The following is an 18,911-nucleotide window of genomic DNA, read 5'->3' as shown; positions in this document are numbered from 1 at the left end:
TCCGCAGTAGCGCTCCAGCCGGCTGGCAAACATGAGGATTCCCTCATGATCTTGTGTCATTCTCGCCAATAGCAGACCGATTGCGTGTGAGAACCCGAGAGCGCCGACATGTTGCCAAGACATGTCGCATGGAAGAGGAAGTCGAAGCGTCTTGACGATCAATCAGAGCACCAGGACCAGGGCCGTTCAGGGGCCCAAGGTGGTTGCGCCCGCCGGGGAGACCGCGACAGACGGTGCGCGGTCACCACTGCTGGATCGTCTACTCGGCGGCGTGCCTTACGCGCTCGCCTTCGGTGGGCAAGGCGCCCGGTGGCTGAGCGAGCTCGAAGAGATCGGGCGTGACAGTGCGCTGGAACCGGAACTGACTGCATTGGTGAACGAGGCAGCGACGTTGCTCGAGCCAATTGCGGCACAGTTGCTGACGGCCCGGCCAGTCGGCTTTGATCCGATGGGCTGGATTCTCGAGAGCGAACTCGCCGATGCCGAGGACAGTGAGAGTTCGGCAGTGCCCTCCGAGCATGTCTTGCGCTCGCCGGCGGTGTCCATGCCAGGGGTCATGCTGACTCAACTGGCGGCAATGCGAGCGTTGCGGCTGCAAGGCCTCGACCCGGCCGAAAACCCGCCGGCCGTGATCGTCGGGCACTCACAGGGCTTGCTCGCGGCTACGGCGGTCGAGGCCGGTGGCCGGCGCGACGCGGAGCTGCTGGCCATAGCTCAGCTGGTCGGCGCCTCGGCCGGGTTGGTGGCGCGGCGGCGTGGGTTGATGCCGGTGGGCGAGCGTTCGCCGATGCTCGCGGTGTCGAATATCGATCCCGAGCGCCTGCGCACCTTGGTTGCGGACGTGTGCGAGGGAGTCGATCCGGCCGCGGCCGTGGTGGTCTCGATCCGCAACGGTCGCCGGCGCGCGGTGTTGTCCGGCTCGCCAGCACAGTTGGAGCGGGTGCGCCAGCGGTGTGCGCAGATCCATGACGAACAGACTCGCGAGCGGGAAGCAAAGACTCGGGGCGGATCGGTGTTCGCTCCGGTCTTCGAGGACGTGGCGGCCGATGTGGCCTTCCATCACCCCGCGTTGGCCGACACCGTCGACGTGGTGATCGGCTGGGCCACCCACTGTGGTCTGGACGCGGAGTTGGCGGGCGAATTGGCCCGCAAGATTCTGGTGGACCCGATCGACTGGGTCGAGATCGTCGAGGGTGTCGTCGCCACCGGGGCGCGCTGGGTGCTGGACCTGGGCCCGAGCGACTTGTTGTCCCGGGTGACCGCGGGCACGTTGAAGGGCACGGGGATCGGGATGGTGCCCGTCGCCACCCGAATGGGACAACGCAGCCTGCTCACCCCGGGTGCAGCGCCGGAGCCGTCGTTGCCGTGGTCGGCGTTCGCACCGCGCCCGGCGCGGCTGCCGAACGGGGACCTCGTGGTCGAGACCGCCTTCACGAAGCTGACCGGCCGCTCGCCGATTCTGCTCGCGGGAATGACCCCGACGACGGTCGATGCGAAGATCGTCGCCGCGGCCGCGAACGCGGGTCACTGGGCGGAGTTGGCCGGCGGTGGCCAGGTCACCGAGCAGATATTCACCGACCGCATCGCGGAGCTGAGGAACCTGCTGCATCCTGGCCGCGCGGTGCAGTTCAACTCCCTGTTCCTCGACCCCTACCTGTGGAAACTGCAGTTGGGCGGCAAACGGTTGGTGCAGCGCGCCCGCAGCGCGGGGGCGCCGATCGACGGCGTCGTGGTGAGCGCGGGCATTCCAGAGCTGGACGAAGCGGTCGCCCTGATAGCGGAACTCACCGATGCGGGTATCGCGCACATCGCGTTCAAGCCCGGCACCGTCGCCCAGATCCGTGCCGTGCTGCGAATCGCCGACGAGGTCCCGGACTACCCGGTGATCATGCACATCGAGGGCGGTAGAGCAGGAGGGCACCACTCCTGGGAAGACCTGGACGACCTGCTCCTGGACACCTACGCCGAGCTGCGCAGTCGCACCAATGTCGTGGTCTGCGTCGGCGGCGGAATCGGTACCCCCGAACGCGGGACGCAGTACCTCACCGGCGAATGGGCGGTGCAGCACGGCTACCCGCGGATGCCGCTGGACGGCGTGCTGGTCGGCACCGCCGCAATGGCGACCTTGGAAGCCACCACGGCACCGGATGTCAAGCAATTGCTGGTGGACACCGCCGGCACCCCCGACTGGGTGGGCGCAGGCACCGCCTCCGGCGGGATGGCCTCGGGCCGTAGCCAACTCGGCGCCGACATCCACGAGGTCGACAACGCCGCCTCCCGGACCGGCCGGCTACTCGACGAGGTCGCCGGCGACAGCGACGCCGTCACCGCCCGCCGGGACGAGATCATCGAGGCATTGAACGCTACCGCCAAGCCGTATTTCGGCGAACTGGCGGCCATGACCTATCTGCAGTGGCTGGAGCGCTATGTCGAACTCACAGTCGGCACCTATGGCCGTAGCGCGTTCGACTGCGGCAGCGACCTGGGTGACGTCGTAGCCGAAGCGTCCCGCTCGGTGTGGCTCGACATCAGCTGGCGGGATCGGTTCGCGCAGATGATGCGTCGCACCGAATCCCGGCTGCATCCGGCCGACCGCGGCGAGATTCCCACACTGTTCGGCAGCGACGACGAGTTCGAAGACCCGGGTTCCGCGCTGAGCACGCTGGGCAAGCGCTACCCGGCTGCGGCGCAGACCATACTGCACCCGGCCGATGTGCCCTTCTTCGTGTCGCTGTGCAAGACCCCGGGCAAGCCGGTGAATTTCGTCCCGGTCGTGGACGGCGACGTGCGTCGGTGGTGGCGGTCGGATTCGCTGTGGCAGGCGCACGATCCGCGCTATTCGGCCGACCAGGTGTGCGTCATCCCGGGCACGGTTTCGGTCGCGGGCATCACCCGGGTGGACGAGCCGGTGGGCGACTTGTTGGATCGGTTCGAACAAGACACCGCACACGCGCTGCTGCGTGCCGGCGCGGTGCCCATGCCGGCGGACGCGCGGCGCACCGCGGGCCTCACATCCGGTGTGATCGATGCGGTACTGGCTGCGCCGGACTTCCAGTGGGCCGGACGCACCACGATCAACCCGGTCCATCGCCTCGGTGATGTGGCCGACTGGGTCGTCGACGGGAACACTGCAACGCACTCGCCCAGTGGCGCGACGCTCGGCGAGACCACCGGTCCCGAGCCGGAGCACGCGTATCTGCAGCTGACCGTTCCGCTGTTGGCAGGCAAGGTCATTCGTATCCGGATATCCGTGCCGACATCGGTGAGGACCGGTGGCGCCCCAGTGGTCACCGAAGCCGATGCCGACGAAGCTATGACCGCCCTGCTGGCCGTCGCTGCCGGGCAGGCCCTGCCGGAGGTCAAGGGCCGGGTCGCGCACCTGAACCTGGCCTGGACCCCGGATCTCATCGCCGACCATGCCGGCGTCACCGGCTCCGGTCTGCCGGCCACGCTGAGCACACTCGGTCGCATCGTGCCCGACGTGCTGGTCGGCGCATGCTGGCCCGCGGTGTTCTCGGTACTCGGCGCCGCGCGTGCCGTAGAGGGCGAACGCGTCATCGAAGGCATGCTCGACTTGGTGCACCTCGATCACCAGATCCGCCTGATGGCGGATCTGCCCGCCGAAACCAGCGTGCTGGCCGTGCGAGCACAGGTGGGTGAAACCCTGGACACCGACATCGGTCGCGTGATCGAGGTGCAGGTGCGGATCACCGCCATGCTGGACAAGCCCGAGACGGGAATGTCCATGCCCGTGCTGGCCGAACTCACCGAGAGGTTCGCGATCCGCGGACGCAACGGCATCGGAGAACTCACCGACCCACCCCGCGCAGCGGGCACGATATCCGACATGGCTACCGACACCCCGCGTCGGCGTCGGCGCGACGCCACCATCGTCGCGCCACGCGCCATGGATGCCTTCGCTGCGGTCTCCGGCGACCACAACCCGATCCACACCAGTACATCGGCTGCGAGGCTGGCAGGTCTGGAGAGTCCGATCGTGCACGGGATGTGGTTGTCTGCCGCCGCTCAGCACGTCGTGTCGGCTCTCGCCCCGGGCGGCTCCCTCGCCCCACGCACAGTGACCGCATGGACCAGCCGCTTCCTCGGCATGGTCCGGCCCGGCGCGGCGATCGACGTACGCGTCGAGCGCATCGCGATCGATGCAGGCTGTGAAATTCTCGAAGTGTCCTGCCGGACCGGTGGCGATCTGGTGATGACCGCCACCGGCCGCACCGCAGCGCCGAAGACGGTCTACGCGTTCCCGGGCCAGGGAATCCAGAGCAAGGGAATGGGTCTGGCGGCGCGCACGCGCTCGAAGGCCGCCAAGCAGGTCTGGGAGCGCGCCGACAAACACACGCGAGCGGCGCTCGGCTTCTCGATCTTGGCGGTGGTGCGGGACAATCCGACCTATCTGAAGGCGCGCGGGGTCGAGCACCGGCATCCCGACGGAGTCCTGCACTTGACCCAGTTCACTCAGGTCGCGATGGCAACCCTCGGCGTCGCCCAGGTAGCGGAGCTTCGCGAAGCCGGCGCGTTCATCGAGGGCGCCATGCTCGCGGGCCACTCGGTCGGTGAGTACAACGCGCTCGCGGCCGTCGCCGGGGTGCTCCCGTTGGAGGCGGTGCTCGAGGTGGTGTTTCAACGCGGCTCCGCCATGCACGAATTGGTGGCGCGAGATGCCCACGGGCGCAGCGACTATCGAATGGCCGCCATTCGGCCTTCTCAGATCGGGCTCCCCGACGACGAGGTGGTCGACTTCGTCGCCGGGATCGGAGAGCGTGCCGGGGAATTCCTCGAGGTGGTCAATCTGAACCTGAAGGGCTCGCAGTACGCCATCGCGGGTACCGTGGCGGGATTGTCGGCGCTGGAGGCGGAGATCGATAGGCGTCGAGCGGAATTCGGCGGCAAACGGGCGTTCATCCTGGTCCCGGGCATCGATGTGCCGTTCCATTCCACCGTCCTGCGCAAGGGCGTCCCAGAGTTTCGGCACAAGCTCGAGCAGCTGCTGCCCGCCGACCTGCACCCCGAGATCCTGGTCGGACGCTATATCCCCAACCTGGTGCCCAAGACGTTCTCGCTGGAGCAGGCGTTCGTTCAGGAAATCGCCGATCTGGTGCCTTCCGAGCCGCTGGCCGCGGTACTGGCCGACTTCGACAGTTGGGCCGCCCGACCGTCGGAGTTGTGTCGGGTGGTGCTGATCGAGTTGTTGGCCTGGCAGTTCGCCAGCCCGGTGCGCTGGATCGAGACCCAGGACCTGCTGTTCACCGACACCGCGCACGGTGGTCTCGGCATCGAACGATTCGTCGAGGTCGGCGTCGGCGCCACCCCGACGGTGGCCAACTTGGCCAGCCAGACACTGAAATTGCCCGACTTCGGTGGCGCCCCGGTCGAGGTGCTCAACATCGAGCGGGATGCGGAGGTGGTGTTCTCGGTCGATACCGACCCGGCTCCGGCCGACGAGCCGACGTCGAGCGAGGGTGCGGTTGCGACCGAGGCTTCCACCGTCGTCGAACCCGCTGCCCAGGCGCCGATCGCCGTGCCCACCTCGAGCGCGGCAGCTCCGCGACCGGACGACATCGCATTCACCGCGGCGGACGCTACCCGCGTGCTGATCGCACTGTGGACCAAACTGCGATTGGACCAGATCGGACCGGTGGACACCATCGAGAGCTTGTGCGACGGCGTGTCTTCTCGACGCAACCAATTGCTCGTCGACCTGGGGTCCGAACTCTCGCTCGGGGCGATCGACGGTGCGGCCGACGCGGATATGAACGCGCTGTCGACGACGGTGGAGCGACTGGCGCGCACCTACCGTCCCTTCGGCTCGGTACTCAGCGACGCCACCGGCGATCATCTGCGCAAGGTGTTCGGCCCGACCGGCAAGCGTCCGGCCGCCATTGCAGAGCGGGTGCACAAAGTCTGGGAGCTCGGCGACGGGTGGGCCAGTCATGTCACCGCCGAGGTGTCGCTGGGCACCCGGGAGGGCGTCAGTGTTCGCGGCGGTGATCTCGGTGGTCTGGTCTCCGGCGCATTGAGTGATGCTGCGTCGGTCGATGCAGCCATCGACGCCGCTGTCCAGACTGTGGCCTCCCGCCGTGGTATCACGGTGACGTTGCCGGCCGCCGCGGGCAATGGGGCTGCGACGGTAGACGCTGCCGCTCTGGGCGAATTCACCGAACAGATCACCGGCCGCGACGGCATGCTGGCCACCGCCGCACGGGCCGTGCTCGATCAACTCGGCCTCACCGAACGGGTCTCCGTACCCGAGGCGACCGACGATTCGCTGGTGGAGCTGGTGTCGGCCGAATTGGGTCCGGACTGGCCCCGATTGGTTGCGCCGGCGTTCGATGCGCGCAAGGCCGTCCTGTTGGACGACCGTTGGGCTACGGCGCGCGAGGATCTGGCGCGACTGTGGCTCGCCGACGACGCGACCTGCGCCGACGGGTCGGTGACCGGATTCCTCGGAGCGGGTGAAGCCGTGGCCGCGCAAGCGAACTGGTGGCGAGGGCGTGCGATGCACGAGGCGCGGTCGATGCTCGCCGGTTGGTATCAGCGCATTGCCGATGCCGCGCAGCGCACCGAAGAGCCCGGACCGTGGTCGTCGGAGGTCGCGGTGATCACCGGCGCCAGTAAGGGATCCATCGCGGCCGCGGTGACGGGCCGCTTGCTCGGCGGCGGTGCCACGGTGGTGGTTACCACCTCGGCGTTGAACGACGAGCGCTTGGCCTTCTATCGGAAGCTGTACCGGGATTCCGCCCGCCACGGCGCCGCCCTGTGGGTCGTGCCGGCGAACGCCGCGTCCTATCAGGACATCGACGCGCTGATCGACTGGGTGGGTTCCGAGCAAGTCGACACGGCGGGCGGCGCCAAGATCACCGTCAAGAATGCGATGACTCCGACGCTGTTGCTGCCCTTCGCGGCGCCCCGGGTGTCCGGTGATCTCGCAGACGCGGGCGCCCGCGCGGAGATGGAGATGCGGGTCCTGCTCTGGTCGGTCGAGCGGCTGATCGGTGGCTTGTCCGTACTGGGCGCCGACCACGACGTGGACGCGAAACTGCACGTGCTGTTGCCCGGTTCCCCCAACCGCGGACTGTTCGGTGGCGACGGCGCCTATGGCGAGTCGAAGGCGGCGCTGGACGCCGTGGTTGCGAAGTGGCGTGTCGAGAAGTCATGGGCAGCCCGGGTGACCATGGTTCACGCGATGATCGGCTGGGTGCGCGGCACCGGACTGATGGGACACAACGATCCCTTGGTCGCGGCGGTCGAGGAAGCCGGGGTGCAGACGTGGTCGACCACCGAGATGGCCGACGAGCTGCTCAAATGGTGCACCGCGCGAGCGCGCGACGTGACCGCGGCCGGTCCACAACAGATCGACCTGACCGGCGGACTGGCCAAGGCGACGTTGGACCTGTCCGCGTTGGCCGCCCAAACGCCTGGTTCGCCCGAACCCGAAGCCGCCGACGAGGAACGCACCATCGCTGCGCTGCCTGCGCCACCGACCTCGACAGTGCCCCACTCGGTGCCCGAGTGGGGCCAGGTGAGCGCAGACCCGGCCGACATGGTCGTCATCGTGGGTGCCGGCGAACTCGGACCATATGGTTCGGCGCGTACCCGCTTCGAGATGGAGGTCTCCGATGAGCTGTCGGCGGCGGGCGTGCTGGAGTTGGCCTGGACCACCGGCATGGTGACCTGGGAAGACCAGCCGCAACCCGGATGGTACGACGTCGCGTCCGGGGACTACGTGCCGGAGCACGAGCTGTCGGAGCGCTACCACGATGCTGTGGTCGCCCGCTGCGGTGTGCGGCGCTACGTGGACGACGGCGCTATGGTCGACAATTCCGCACCTCTGATGACCTCGGTGTTCCTCGACAAGGACCTGTCGTTCACCGTGGGCGGCGAGGCCGAGGCCCGCGCTTTCCACGCCGCGGACCCCGAGCACACGGTGATCGCGCCGGTGGCCGACTCCGGAGACTGGACGGTGACCCGCAAGGCGGGCACCGAGATCCGTGTGCCGCGCCGCGCCAAACTGTCGCGCACTGTGGGCGGTCAGATCCCGACCGGCTGGGACCCGACCAGATGGGGCATTTCGGCCGACATGGTCGCCTCGATCGACCGGGTCGCGCTGTGGAACATCGTGTGCACGGTCGATGCGTTCATCGGCTCCGGATTCAGCCCGACCGAACTGATGCGCTGGGTGCATCCCTCGTTGGTCGCCAACACACAGGGTGTCGGTATGGGCGGAATGTCGTCGATGCGATCGCTGTATGTGGACAATCTGCTCGGCGAGCCGGTTGCGAACGACATCTTGCAGGAAGCGTTGCCGAACGTGACGTTGGCGCACGTGGTGCAGTCCTACGTGGGCAGCTACGGGGCCATGGTGCATCCGGTGGCTGCATGTGCGACGGCCGCGGTGTCGGTGGAGGAGGGCATCGACAAGATCCGACTCGGCAGCGCCGAGGTCGTGGTCGCCGGCGGATACGACGATCTCGGAATCGAGGGCATCGTCGGCTTCGGTGATATGGCTGCTACCGCGGACTCGGCGGCCATGAGCGCCAAGGGCATCAGCGATCGGTACTTCTCCCGGGCCAACGATCGCCGTCGTGGCGGGTTCGTGGAATCCCAGGGCGGCGGCGCGGTATTGCTGGCCCGCGGTGACATCGCCCTGGAGGTCGGGTTGCCGGTGCTCGGAGTGGTGGCGTATGCCCAATCTTTCGCCGATGGGGTCCACACCTCGATTCCGGCGCCCGGCTTGGGCGCCCTCGGCGCGGGCCGGGGCGGACGTGAGGCGCGATTGGTCGCCGAGCTGCGCAGTCTCGGCGTACAACCCGACGACATCGCGGTGATCTCCAAACACGACACATCCACCGCGGCCAACGATCCCAACGAGTGCGAGTTGCACGAGCGTCTGGCCGCCGCGATCGGGCGGTCGGACGGTGCCCCGCTGTTCGTCGTTTCGCAGAAGAGCCTCACCGGCCATGCCAAGGGCGGCGCAGCCGCGTTCCAGCTGATCGGTTTGTGCCAGGTGTTGGAAAGTGGTGTCGTGCCGCCGAATCGCAGTCTGGATTGCGTCGACGACGCCATGAGCGAGTTCGAACACCTGGTGTGGGTGCGTGAACCATTGCGTTTCGGCGGACGCTTGCCGCTGAAAGCCGGCTTGCTGACCTCGCTCGGCTTCGGACACGTCTCGGGCCTGGTCGCCGTCGTGCACCCGGAGGCGTTCATCCAGGCCATCGAGCCGGGGCGGCGCGAGGAATACCAGCGCAGGGCGCACCAGCGGCGGCTGGCGGGTCGGCAGCGAATCGTGGAGGCGATGTGTGGTGGCGCGCCGTTGTACGAGCGGCCTGCGGATCGTCGTCTCGGCGGAGACAACGCCTCGTCCGAGCAGATTCGGCAACTGGAGGCCGATGTGCTGTTGTCACGGCACGCGCGCCTGTCCCAGGATGGCGCCTATCGGGCGAACGGGTCCGGATGCGCGTGACCGACAGCGCTATCGGGCAACCCATCGTGGCCGGATCGGCCACCGATGGACCGAGCACGTCGTAGGCTGCCCGGCTATGACGATCCTCGGTATCGGCCTGGACTTGGTGACCATCTCCGAGTTCGCCGAACAGCTCGAACGTACGGGAACGACGATGCTTCGGGAGAGTTTCACCGCCGGTGAGCGACGTTACTGTCGAAGCAAGGGAACCGACCCGGCGCGCAGTTACGCGGCGAGGTGGGCGGCGAAAGAGGCGGTGATCAAAGCCTGGGCATCGTCACGGTTCGCCCGCCGCCCGCAGATCGGGGACAACCCGTACCCGCTGATCGAAGTGGTCAACGACGCGTGGGGCAGGCCGAGTATCAAGCTGCACGGCCTTGCCGCCGATTTTCTACCGCGGGCACGAGTTCACCTCTCGCTGACCCACGACGGCGATACCGCGGCCGCGATGGTCGTGCTCGAGGACCCGGGCGAGTTGGCGGACCTCATCGAGGGTCGGCACAGAATCGGTTGAGCGGCGCGGCGGGGGACCATGGGCTATGGTTCTCCGCCGGAGCGCGACTCCTTTTCGGCGACGAGTAGGTAGGCGACCATCAGTCGCTTCAGTTCGGCGACCGCTTCTGCATTGCTCTGCTCGTTTTGGACCGAGAAATTCAACATCGAATAGACCACGTGTACCAGTACTTCGGCCATCATGGTGCGTTTCGGTCGGGGAGTGCGCGGAGTGAGTGGGCGCAGCATCTGTGAAACGACTTCGGCGAACTGCTTCTCGTGGATAGCGCCGGTGGCCCTGGTAGAGGGCGTGGATTGCATGGCAAGCCATACCTCGCGCCGAGAGGGATCGGTGGTCCACAAGCCGGCCAAGTGGTCGACGAACTGGTTCATATGCCGTAGCCAGTCCAATGACGGTACCTCGCCGTGGAAGTCGGCCAGCTCTTGGGAAACGGCCACCAGGTCTTGGCGATTCAGCTCGCAGACGATCACGTATTTGTTGGCGAAGAATTGATACAACGTGCCGATCGGCACCTCGGCTCTGGCCGCGACCTCTTCACAGGTGAAGGACTCGAATCCGACCTCGACGAGCAGTTCTCTCGATGCTTGCAGCAACGCGTCGAATTTGCGTTTGCTGCGCTCCTGCGTCGGCCTGCGCCGGGGCATGAGTTCCTGTGGGTCGTCCTGCAGCTCCAACGCGGGGTCCAGACGGTGTTTCAACCTGGCCTTCGCGCGTACTTCCACATGTCCAGGCTAACCGGCGCGGATCTCACTGCGATACACGCATCTGCCCTTCGAGTCCAGTCCGGTTGAATGCTCACCCATCCACATCCGCTGTGGCATCGAACACATACCGAGCGCACGTGCATCGCGGCGTGCGTTTCGAGCAGGGGAATCCATGGGAACTCGCAGCTTTCGACAAGCTCGTGAGCCCAGTCGATGCGCGGACGGAAGGCGTGATCAGTGGCAGCTGAATCTGTGGTGACTCTGGGCGTTTCCACCGAACGCGGGGTGGCGCGTGCGGTAGCGCTGCGCGACGGCGAGAAGCTGGCCGAACGGGTGCTGTCGCGTCGGGTGGAACGGATCGACGGTGAATCCGACGCGGAAGTGGCGGCAGCGGTGGAGTCCGCGTTGGATGCGCTGGCCGCCGGATTGGATTCGGAGTGGGAAATCGGTGGGGCGGCGGTCGCCTACCGTGATGCCGCCCAGCGGCGCGCTGTTGTCACCCGGTTGGCAGCTGGCCGGTGGCACACGGCGTCGATGGTCTCGGCGAAGTCGGCACACTTGAGCGTGTCGGGGATGATGACCTGGCTCGACGTCTACGACAACCTGCTGATCTGTGAGGCGGTAGCTGGATATCGAGCATTCACTCTGGTCGACCGTGGCCGCTGCCGCGTGCTGGCTGCGGTCGGGCAGGCCGGCCCGGGGACACCGCACTCGCTCGATGCCGCTGTCGCGGCGGCCTGGGACCAGCTCGACGCAGCCGCGACTCGGCCGGACGCGGTGGCCGTGATCGGCTCTGCGGGCGCGGACCGGGCGGTATTGGCCGCGCTCGAGGGTTTCGGAGTACCGGTTGTGCCGTGCACATTGGCCGCTTTCGCATCAGCGGCGGGCGCGGCGTCGAGTGTTCACGTGGAGCTGCAGACCTGCGTCGAACCGGAAGACCAGCCACAGCGGGCGCGCGGTGGCGTCGCATTGTTCGCGGCAGCCGGGGTATTGGCGAGCGGAGTGGTCGTGGGCGGAGGCCTCATGGTGAAAGGCCCTTCGAATCCGCCGCCCGCGGTGATCGCCGCCGAGGCCCATGGGGTCGACCCGCAGCCTCCTGTGGAGGGGCCGACCGAGACCGAGTCCGCGCCGGCCCGTGCCGATGTATCGCTTGCCGAAGCGCCTGGACCGATCGCGGTCTCCACAGCGATCGGATTGCAACGCTCGGGCGCTTCTGCCTGGAGTGGTTCGGTTCCACTGGTGGCCACCGAACCGGCGAACGCGGTGGCCGCCCAACCTGGAGAGCAGATACGGACGCCACTGGTGCCAGGAGCCGGGATTCCCTCCAATCCCAAGCTCGGCGCCCCCAACGGTGCGTTGCTCTTTCCCGGCGAAGCCCCGCCGCCTGCCTGGTTCACTCCAGAAGCCGCAGACTGGTGGGACGAGCATCTTCGTTTGATGGCGCATTGGACCGCTCAGCAGCTGTTGCCGAGCTGAGCAACCGACACACAATCATCGCCCTACACCGAGAGATCGCGGCGTAGCTTGGCGACGTGGCCAGTGGCGCGCACGTTGTATTGCGCAGTTGCGATTCGACCCTCCTCGTCGACGAGGAACGTGGAGCGGATGACGCCGACGACGGTCTTGCCGTACATGGTTTTCTCGCCATAGGCACCCCACGCAGTGAGTACGGCCCGGTCGGGGTCCGACAGCAGCGGGAAAGTCAATTGTTCGGCGTCACGGAATTTTGCGAGTTTGCCCGGCTTGTCCGGCGAGATACCCAGCACGTCGATGCCCGCATCGTTCAGTTCGGCCAGGTTGTCGCGGAAATCGCAGGCTTGCTTGGTGCAACCGGGGGTGCTCGCCGCGGGGTAGAAGTACACGATCACTTTGCGCCCGCGGTAGTCCCCGAGCGAGACGGCGGCGCCGTCGGCGTCGGGCAGCGTGAAATCGGGGGCGAGGTCACCGGGCGTGAGTCGTTGGTTGGTGGTCACCACCAGCACGGTAGTCCAACCCGCGGATCGGATGGCTGTTGTGTGGCCCCATGCCGGCATTCGGCGCCGGATAGACTCGTCGGCGAGCTATGGGCGCCACCGGCCCAGCGTACGTGGCGCGTTTCGCGCACGAGGCGCGATCATCGACAACAGGAGGGTGGAACGTGACAAAGGATACCGAGCGGATCGAGCGAGAGATCGAGGCCGCCCGTGCTCGGCTGGCGAGCACGCTCGACGAACTCGCGGTGCGCGCGGATCCGCAACGGATCGCGGACGAAACCAAGCACATCGTGGTGGCGAAGCTGAACGAACCGAAGCTGAAATACAGTCTGATCGGCGCCGCTGCGCTCGTCGGCGGGCTGATATTGCTCAAGATCTTCCGCTGATCCGACTATCGATACGATCCAATACAGCGACACCCGGCGGACAATGCCCGCCGGGTGTCGCTGTATTCGTGATGGGCTCAGACCGTCGGGCAGGCCAAGCCGTCCCCGTCGGGGTCCAGATGCGGGCCGTAGCCGGGTTCTCCGGCGAACAGCGGCGCCCGTCCGGCGGCATAGACCTCGTCGCAATTGGCGAAGGCTCCCCCAGCCGAGCCGGATTGCACCAAGCTGGCCGAGCCGGTCCAGCCCAGTGCGTTGTCGATGGCCGATGAGCCGGTTCCCGCCGAACCGGTGTCGATGAGCGATGAGCCGGTTGCAGAACCGGACGGAGGGGCCGCCAGAGCGGGTGCGACCAGTATGGCCAGACCCGCGGCGGCCGCGCTGACGGTGAGCCGGCGAACGTTCATGTAGTCCTCTGTGTGTTATGTATTTGCTAGGGATGGACGCCCGAGCGGACGCCGACTCAACTGTTGTGACGACTGACGGTCTTGTCAACCGCCCGAATGCACCGAGCTATCGGACACTCGGTATTCAACAACTACCAGGCAACCGGAGTGGTCGTCGTGACGTGATCGAAGACACCGCGATTCACGACCACGGCGCGATCGGCGGCTTGACCCACAGGAGCTTTTCGTCGGCGTGCGTGCGGCACGCTGCCGGGTGCTCCGGATGCCGTGCCGCCCAGCGGTCTTTTTCTTCCAGCAATGTTGCCACCGCTGTCCATGTCTCCTCGGTGCTGGGCGGATTGACCTGGGCGGCCCGCGCCAGTTTGCGTCGTACCGGCGCCGGCATGGCGAGAACTTCGGTTCCGGTGATGGCTCGGTGCCATATGTAGCTCGCCAGCTGTCTGGCCTTCTGCGCGCGACGCTGCGGCGCTGCGCCGCTGTGTGCATAGTCGGTCATGGTGATTCCGTGTGGTCGGGTCCAGGGGTCTCACTCGATCGGCCGGTGTCTTCGCTGCGTCAATGATCGGTGGAGCGTGGTCGGATCACAACCGACGCAGGCCTCGAAGGATTCGAGCGAAGGGGACAGTAGCCAGCATTCCTTTGGTCATATCGGGCTGGAGGTGGCTCATATTGGTGAGCACGGCGTAGCGCAGACCGCGGTCACGCCACGCCGCGACCTGCTCGACGACTTCCGATGGCGTGCCCACCAGACAAACTTCACGAAGCAGGGTGGGGGGGACCTTCTGCGCGTACGATTGCACGGTCGCTTCGTCCAGTATTTGAGGCATCAGGTCCTGGATACCCGAGAAGTCGGGACCCAAGGGGTGTTCCGCCCCATGCTGCTTCCACATTTCGGCCGGTGCGCACAGCGCGAACGCCTTGGCGGGCAGCGCGGTGATCGCTTCGTCGACACTGTCTCGGGTGACGCCGGTGAAGACGAAAAGACTTGCGGCAGGCAGAATCCGCTGTGGGTCGCGCCCGGCGTCGGAGGCTGCAGTGCGGACCTGGTCGAGGCGTCGGGCGTACTCCGCAGGTCGTAGTGCGAAGGCCGGATACCACGCGTCCGCGTATCGACCGGCGGCACGCAGCATGCGTGGTCCGTGTGCGCCGATCCAGATGGGCGGGCGAGTTCCGCGATAGGGCGGCACGTCGAACACGGCCTTACGCAGTGGAAAGAACTCCGAGTCCCGGCTGATCGGCGTGCCGCCGGACGACCAGAGTGCACGGATCGTGGCCATCGCCTCTTCGAAACGCGCCACCGGCCGATCCCATTGCACACCATAGGGCTCGTTGTTCTCGCGTTCACCGGGTCCCATACCGAGGATTCCGCGACCTCTACTGAGAAGGTGCAGCGTCGCGGCGGCTTGCGCGGTGACCGCCGGATTCCGGCGCCCGGTGTCGGTGACACCCACACCCAGGCGAAGTCGCGCCAGACGATTCTGTGCCGCGAGGTATCCCAGGGTGGTCCAGGTCTCGAGGTAGCCGTCGATGCTGGGTGTGAATCGCGTCGCGCCGATGTGGCGCGGTGACCAGATCGACGCCGGGAGAATACCCATCAAATGATCGGGAACCCACACCGAATCGGCGCCACCCATCAGGGCGAGGGTACGAGTATTGCGTTGGACCAAATCGGGTAGGCCCCGCGCGTAGAGGCCAGGATCGGCGATTCCGGTGCGCATGCGGCTCACACCACCGCCTTCGTCGAACGTCGGATTCGCCGCGTCGTCGAGGGAGTTGTCCGACCAGCCCGCTCTGGTGTGTCGATACGGAGTTCGGTGAGCACCGCTGCTGGAGTTTCGGACAGATTTCGTGTCATGTGTTCGCGCAAGTTGCCTCCGCTGGAGTCGACCGAACTGCCGCACGATGCGGCGTCCTCACCATCGATCAGCGCAACGAAGGCTGTCAAAGCGAATCCTCGTTGTGCCGAATACCTCAGCCGTGCAACGACTATGATGTCACGAGCTGTGCTCGTTCCCGTGGCTACGGCGAAGCGCACCTTTCGCCGATCATCGTTCGCGGCAGAGACGCGAATTCGCCAGTGAGTGCGCGTTCACCAGCGACCGATTCCCGAGCGGTCGGTGGTTTCCGATCCCGGATGTCTGCACCCGCAGCGCACGACGGCATGTTCCTTCGTCGTGGTCGCGCCAACGCCGTGCTCGTGCCAATTCGGCACTGGACATAGGAGTTCGCGACGTGAGAAGACACACAATTCCCTACGGGCGGCTGGTATCGGCTCGATCCATGCCGCGGCAAGCGCGTCGAGGCGATGTCCGTCAACCATTCGGTGACCGCGACGTCGCGCTCGCCACGATGAGGTGCACGCGAAATGTGTCGGTCCCCGCAGACGGGCTGCGGGGACCGACACACGAGTGCGTATTCGAAGCCTGCGGGTGCAGGGAACCTGAAACCTCAGTATGCGCCGTTGACGTTGTCCATCGACCCGTAGCGGGCCGCGGCGTAGTTGCAAGCGGCGGCGATATTGGCGACCGGATCATAGATGTCCCAGGAAGTGCCCTCGACATGGTAGGCCTGGAAGGTCGGGTCGATCACCTGCAGCAGTCCCTTGGACGGTGTCCCCGCAGCGGCGTTGGAATCCCACAGGTTGATGGCCCTCGGATTGCCGCTCGACTCGCGCATGATGTTGCGGTGTAGACCGTCGTAGCTGCCCGGAATGCTTCTCGCCTGCATGACGTCGAGAGCCTGACGGATCCAGCCATCCAGGTTGTCGGCATAGACCGGAGGGGCAGGGGCAGGCATCGGGGCCGGTACAGGTGGCAGGGCCGGGATGGGCGGCAGGGCCGGGGCCGGGATGGGCGGCAGGGCCGGGGCCGGGATGGGCGGCAGAACCGGGGCGGGAACTGGGATCGGCATGGGGGCTGCTTCGGCCACAGGATCGGCCACGGGCGCGGAGGTCTCGGCGGCGGGCAGTTGCTCGGCCACCATGGCAACGCGAGACGGCGCGCTGTTGTCGGTCATGGACACCGCGGAGGATGCGGCGACGGCCACCACACCGGCAGCGGCGAAAGCGATGGCGATGGTTTCGCGAACGGAGGGGCGGCGAAGGGAGGGAAGGCGTCGGTCAGCCATTGCGAGTTGATTCCTTGATCGGGGACTGTGCGGTCCGGCCGCATCGAGCAGCACGGATCCGGCGGCGTACGCTGGTCGCGTCCGTCGAAATCGGCCATGTGCTGTTATGTGGTCTGTTGTCGGGGGACGCCCGTGTCCCCGGATCGCGACGGCGCCTCTCGCGTAGTGCCGGATCGCCCTCGATGGCCTCGGCCGCGGCGTCGCGCAGGATTCCGCATCGGTGCGGAGAGACAGGCGGAAGAATGGAGATTGCGCATCCGTTGCTAGATGCCGCTCCGTCGACCGCCTAGCTAGCCTCCATCCGGCCGATCGTTATCGAACTGTCGTCTGTGACTCTTCGTATCGACCGAATTGCAGGTCATTTCATTGACCTGATTGCAGAATGGTCACACTTGGTTACAGCATGGTGAACAAGTAGTGAATGCCCGGTTGGGATGATCTTGGATTGCCTGAAGCGAGCGCTCTGAAACCCGCTCTGTGCAGGGAGTTTGCTGGCTGTATATGTGTGTCGCAGGTCACAAAAATTTTCTGTGGTTTTGCTGGCATGCATCGCGTTCCGACGGGTAATAGCGTCTCAATTAGGACTTTGCGTGCTCTGAGGAAAGCGCAGGTCTTGTGCATCGGACCGCCTTCGCCTCGGGCCGCCGCCCTGGTGAAACGATGATGCTTCATTTTGATGTGCGCTGGTTCTGGTAGCGCAAATGTGACACCCGGGATGCGGGGATGGAGACGTCGATGGATGGGATTGTGGGGTTCCGGTATGGCAGCCCGGTGCCAGCTCACCGGGTCACGGTCCGTGCTCGCTCATCCCCAGTCGGTGACGCGACCTGCGGCTACCCGAGCGCTCCCGGACACCTGTGCATCGCCGAATACCTGTGCGTCGCCGGATACCCTGGCATTCCCTGACACCCGTGCATCCCCATGCACGTTCGCCGCCCCGTATACGTTCGCGGCCTCGTACACCTGTGTGTGCCCGTACACCTGCGCGTCCCCGTACACCTGTGCATCGCCGAATACCTGTGCGTCGCCGGACACCCGGGCATTGCCGGACGTCAGGGCGTAATCACCGACTTCCGCGTTGTCGGATAGGTGCGCGTGCCCGGATACCTGTGCGTTCCCGTATATTTGCGCGTCCCCCAGTACCTGTGCGGCATCGAATACACAGACGCTCTCTGCCACCCACGCGTGTTCGGACACCGTCGCGTCCCCGTATATCTGCGCATCCCCCGATATGAGCGCGTCTCCGGATACCAGACAGTTCCCGGATGCCCGAGCGTTCCCGGACATGCGAGCATTGCCGGTGATCTGTGCATCCTCGAATACCTTGGCCCCCTCACACACCCACGCGTTCCCGGACACCCGGGCGTTTCCAGCGGCCCGGGCGTTCCCGGACACCTTCGCGGCATCGAAAACAGTGGCATCGTCCGATACCCACGCATGCCCAGCGAGGTTGCCGTGGTGCTCGATCCAGCCGCCGATTTCACCGGCTCGGACACCGTGGCCCGGTAGATCTCTGGTCGCGCGGATGCGGCGCACGACATGCCCGGCCACCGTGCGCGTCTGGTCGGTGATTTCGAAATGCCCTGTCACCGTTTTCTCGTCTGCGGGCGCGCTTCCGTTCGGGTGCGCATCGCCGGTCAGCGCGGTGTATCCGGATACCCGGGCATCACCGAAAACCCACGCGTCGCCCGACACTTGCGCATCGCCGTATACCTGCGCGTCGCCGCATACTTGCGCGTCGCCGTACACCTTCGCGTCGCCCGCTACTCGAGCATGCCCGTGTACCTGCGCATTTCCACTAATCCTCGCACCGTCGGAGACCAGTGCTTCTTCGCACACTTGGGCGCCCCTGGAGACCCACGCGTTCCCGGCAAGCTTCGCATTCCCGAATACTTTTGCGTCACCGAAAACCCGTGCTTCTGCCGACACCTCGGCGTGTCCGTATATCTGCGCATTTTCCGAAACCTGAGCATTGCCGCCAATGCGAGCATTTCCGGATATTCGAGCATTCCCGAACACCTGGGCCCCATCGCATACCTGCGCGTCACCGGTAACCACGGCATTTCCGGACACCCACGCGTGCTCGCTCAGATTGCCCTCGTGCTCGATCCAGCCGCCGATTTCACCGGCGTGGACGTCGTGGCACGGTAGGTCCTCGGTCGCGCGGATGCGACGTAGGGTGCGTGCGCCGACGGTGAGCGCTTCCTCGGTCAGTTCGTAGTACATGGCGCGACTCCTCGCATATCCCGTTGGCGGCGCGATGCGGGTGTACCGAGGCGTGCGCCGTCGCGCGGTTATAGGCAATTTGCTGGCCAACATAGCAGTC

12 protein-coding genes are annotated in these 18,911 nt (G+C 66.2%); 4 read left to right on the top strand and 8 right to left on the bottom strand.

The window, feature by feature from the left end; all coding sequences use genetic code 11:
* Window positions 1–151: 151 nt before the first annotated feature.
* Together K940_RS28110 and K940_RS0112910 are read left to right on the top strand one after the other, a co-directional pair.
* Window positions 152–9,478, top strand: coding sequence for a type I polyketide synthase (locus K940_RS28110; protein WP_036528462.1), 9,327 nt, complete (start codon window positions 152–154; stop codon window positions 9,476–9,478).
* Window positions 9,479–9,554: 76 nt separating this feature from the next.
* Window positions 9,555–9,992: a holo-ACP synthase gene (locus tag K940_RS0112910; protein WP_028477897.1), complete on the top strand. Its 438-nt coding sequence runs from the start codon at window positions 9,555–9,557 to the stop codon at window positions 9,990–9,992.
* A gap of 23 nt (window positions 9,993–10,015) precedes the next feature.
* On the opposite strand, the gene K940_RS0112905 is transcribed toward K940_RS0112910, so the two are convergent.
* The gene (locus K940_RS0112905; protein ID WP_231390361.1) at window positions 10,016–10,636 is read right to left on the bottom strand and encodes a TetR/AcrR family transcriptional regulator; all 621 of its coding nucleotides are present in this window, start codon (window positions 10,634–10,636) and stop codon (window positions 10,016–10,018) included.
* A gap of 297 nt (window positions 10,637–10,933) precedes the next feature.
* Here K940_RS0112905 and K940_RS0112895 point away from each other — a divergent pair, with 297 nt between their 5' ends.
* Window positions 10,934–12,172, top strand: coding sequence for a hypothetical protein (locus K940_RS0112895; protein ID WP_028477895.1), 1,239 nt, complete (start codon window positions 10,934–10,936; stop codon window positions 12,170–12,172).
* A 23-nt stretch (window positions 12,173–12,195) separates the two neighbouring features.
* Here the strand turns inward: K940_RS0112895 and bcp are convergent, their stop codons facing one another.
* Window positions 12,196–12,669: a thioredoxin-dependent thiol peroxidase gene (bcp, locus tag K940_RS0112890; protein WP_028477894.1), complete on the bottom strand. Its 474-nt coding sequence runs from the start codon at window positions 12,667–12,669 to the stop codon at window positions 12,196–12,198.
* A 164-nt stretch (window positions 12,670–12,833) separates the two neighbouring features.
* On the opposite strand from bcp, the gene K940_RS0112885 reads away from it, so the two are divergent.
* Window positions 12,834–13,055 carry a DUF3618 domain-containing protein gene (locus tag K940_RS0112885; protein ID WP_028477893.1) on the top strand — a complete coding sequence of 74 codons (222 nt, stop codon included), beginning with the start codon at window positions 12,834–12,836 and terminating at the stop codon, window positions 13,053–13,055.
* A 77-nt stretch (window positions 13,056–13,132) separates the two neighbouring features.
* Here K940_RS0112885 and K940_RS0112880 read toward each other — a convergent pair whose 3' ends face one another.
* The 6 genes from K940_RS0112880 to K940_RS30755 form a co-directional block, all read right to left on the bottom strand.
* Complete coding sequence (locus K940_RS0112880) at window positions 13,133–13,459, bottom strand: excalibur calcium-binding domain-containing protein (protein WP_028477892.1); 327 nt, start codon at window positions 13,457–13,459, stop codon at window positions 13,133–13,135.
* A 181-nt stretch (window positions 13,460–13,640) separates the two neighbouring features.
* The gene (locus K940_RS0112875; protein WP_028477891.1) at window positions 13,641–13,955 is read right to left on the bottom strand and encodes a hypothetical protein; all 315 of its coding nucleotides are present in this window, start codon (window positions 13,953–13,955) and stop codon (window positions 13,641–13,643) included.
* 85 nt (window positions 13,956–14,040) lie between these two features.
* Window positions 14,041–15,186 carry an LLM class flavin-dependent oxidoreductase gene (locus tag K940_RS0112870; protein ID WP_369797504.1) on the bottom strand — a complete coding sequence of 382 codons (1,146 nt, stop codon included), beginning with the start codon at window positions 15,184–15,186 and terminating at the stop codon, window positions 14,041–14,043.
* Entirely contained in the window at window positions 15,183–15,404 is a 222-nt protein-coding gene (locus K940_RS28105; RefSeq protein ID WP_028477889.1) for a hypothetical protein, read from the bottom strand. Before K940_RS28105 ends, K940_RS0112870 begins: the two co-directional genes overlap by 4 nt.
* A gap of 503 nt (window positions 15,405–15,907) precedes the next feature.
* Entirely contained in the window at window positions 15,908–16,585 is a 678-nt protein-coding gene (locus K940_RS0112860) for a transglycosylase SLT domain-containing protein (protein WP_028477888.1), read from the bottom strand.
* An 804-nt stretch (window positions 16,586–17,389) separates the two neighbouring features.
* A complete protein-coding gene (locus K940_RS30755) occupies window positions 17,390–18,811 on the bottom strand; it encodes a hypothetical protein (RefSeq protein ID WP_051407146.1) in 1,422 nt (473 codons plus the stop codon).
* Window positions 18,812–18,911 lie beyond the last annotated feature (100 nt).

The organism is Nocardia sp. CNY236 (genome assembly GCF_000482385.1).
Lineage (GTDB): Bacteria > Actinomycetota > Actinomycetes > Mycobacteriales > Mycobacteriaceae > Nocardia.
This window is presented reverse-complemented; position numbering and strand designations above follow the sequence as displayed.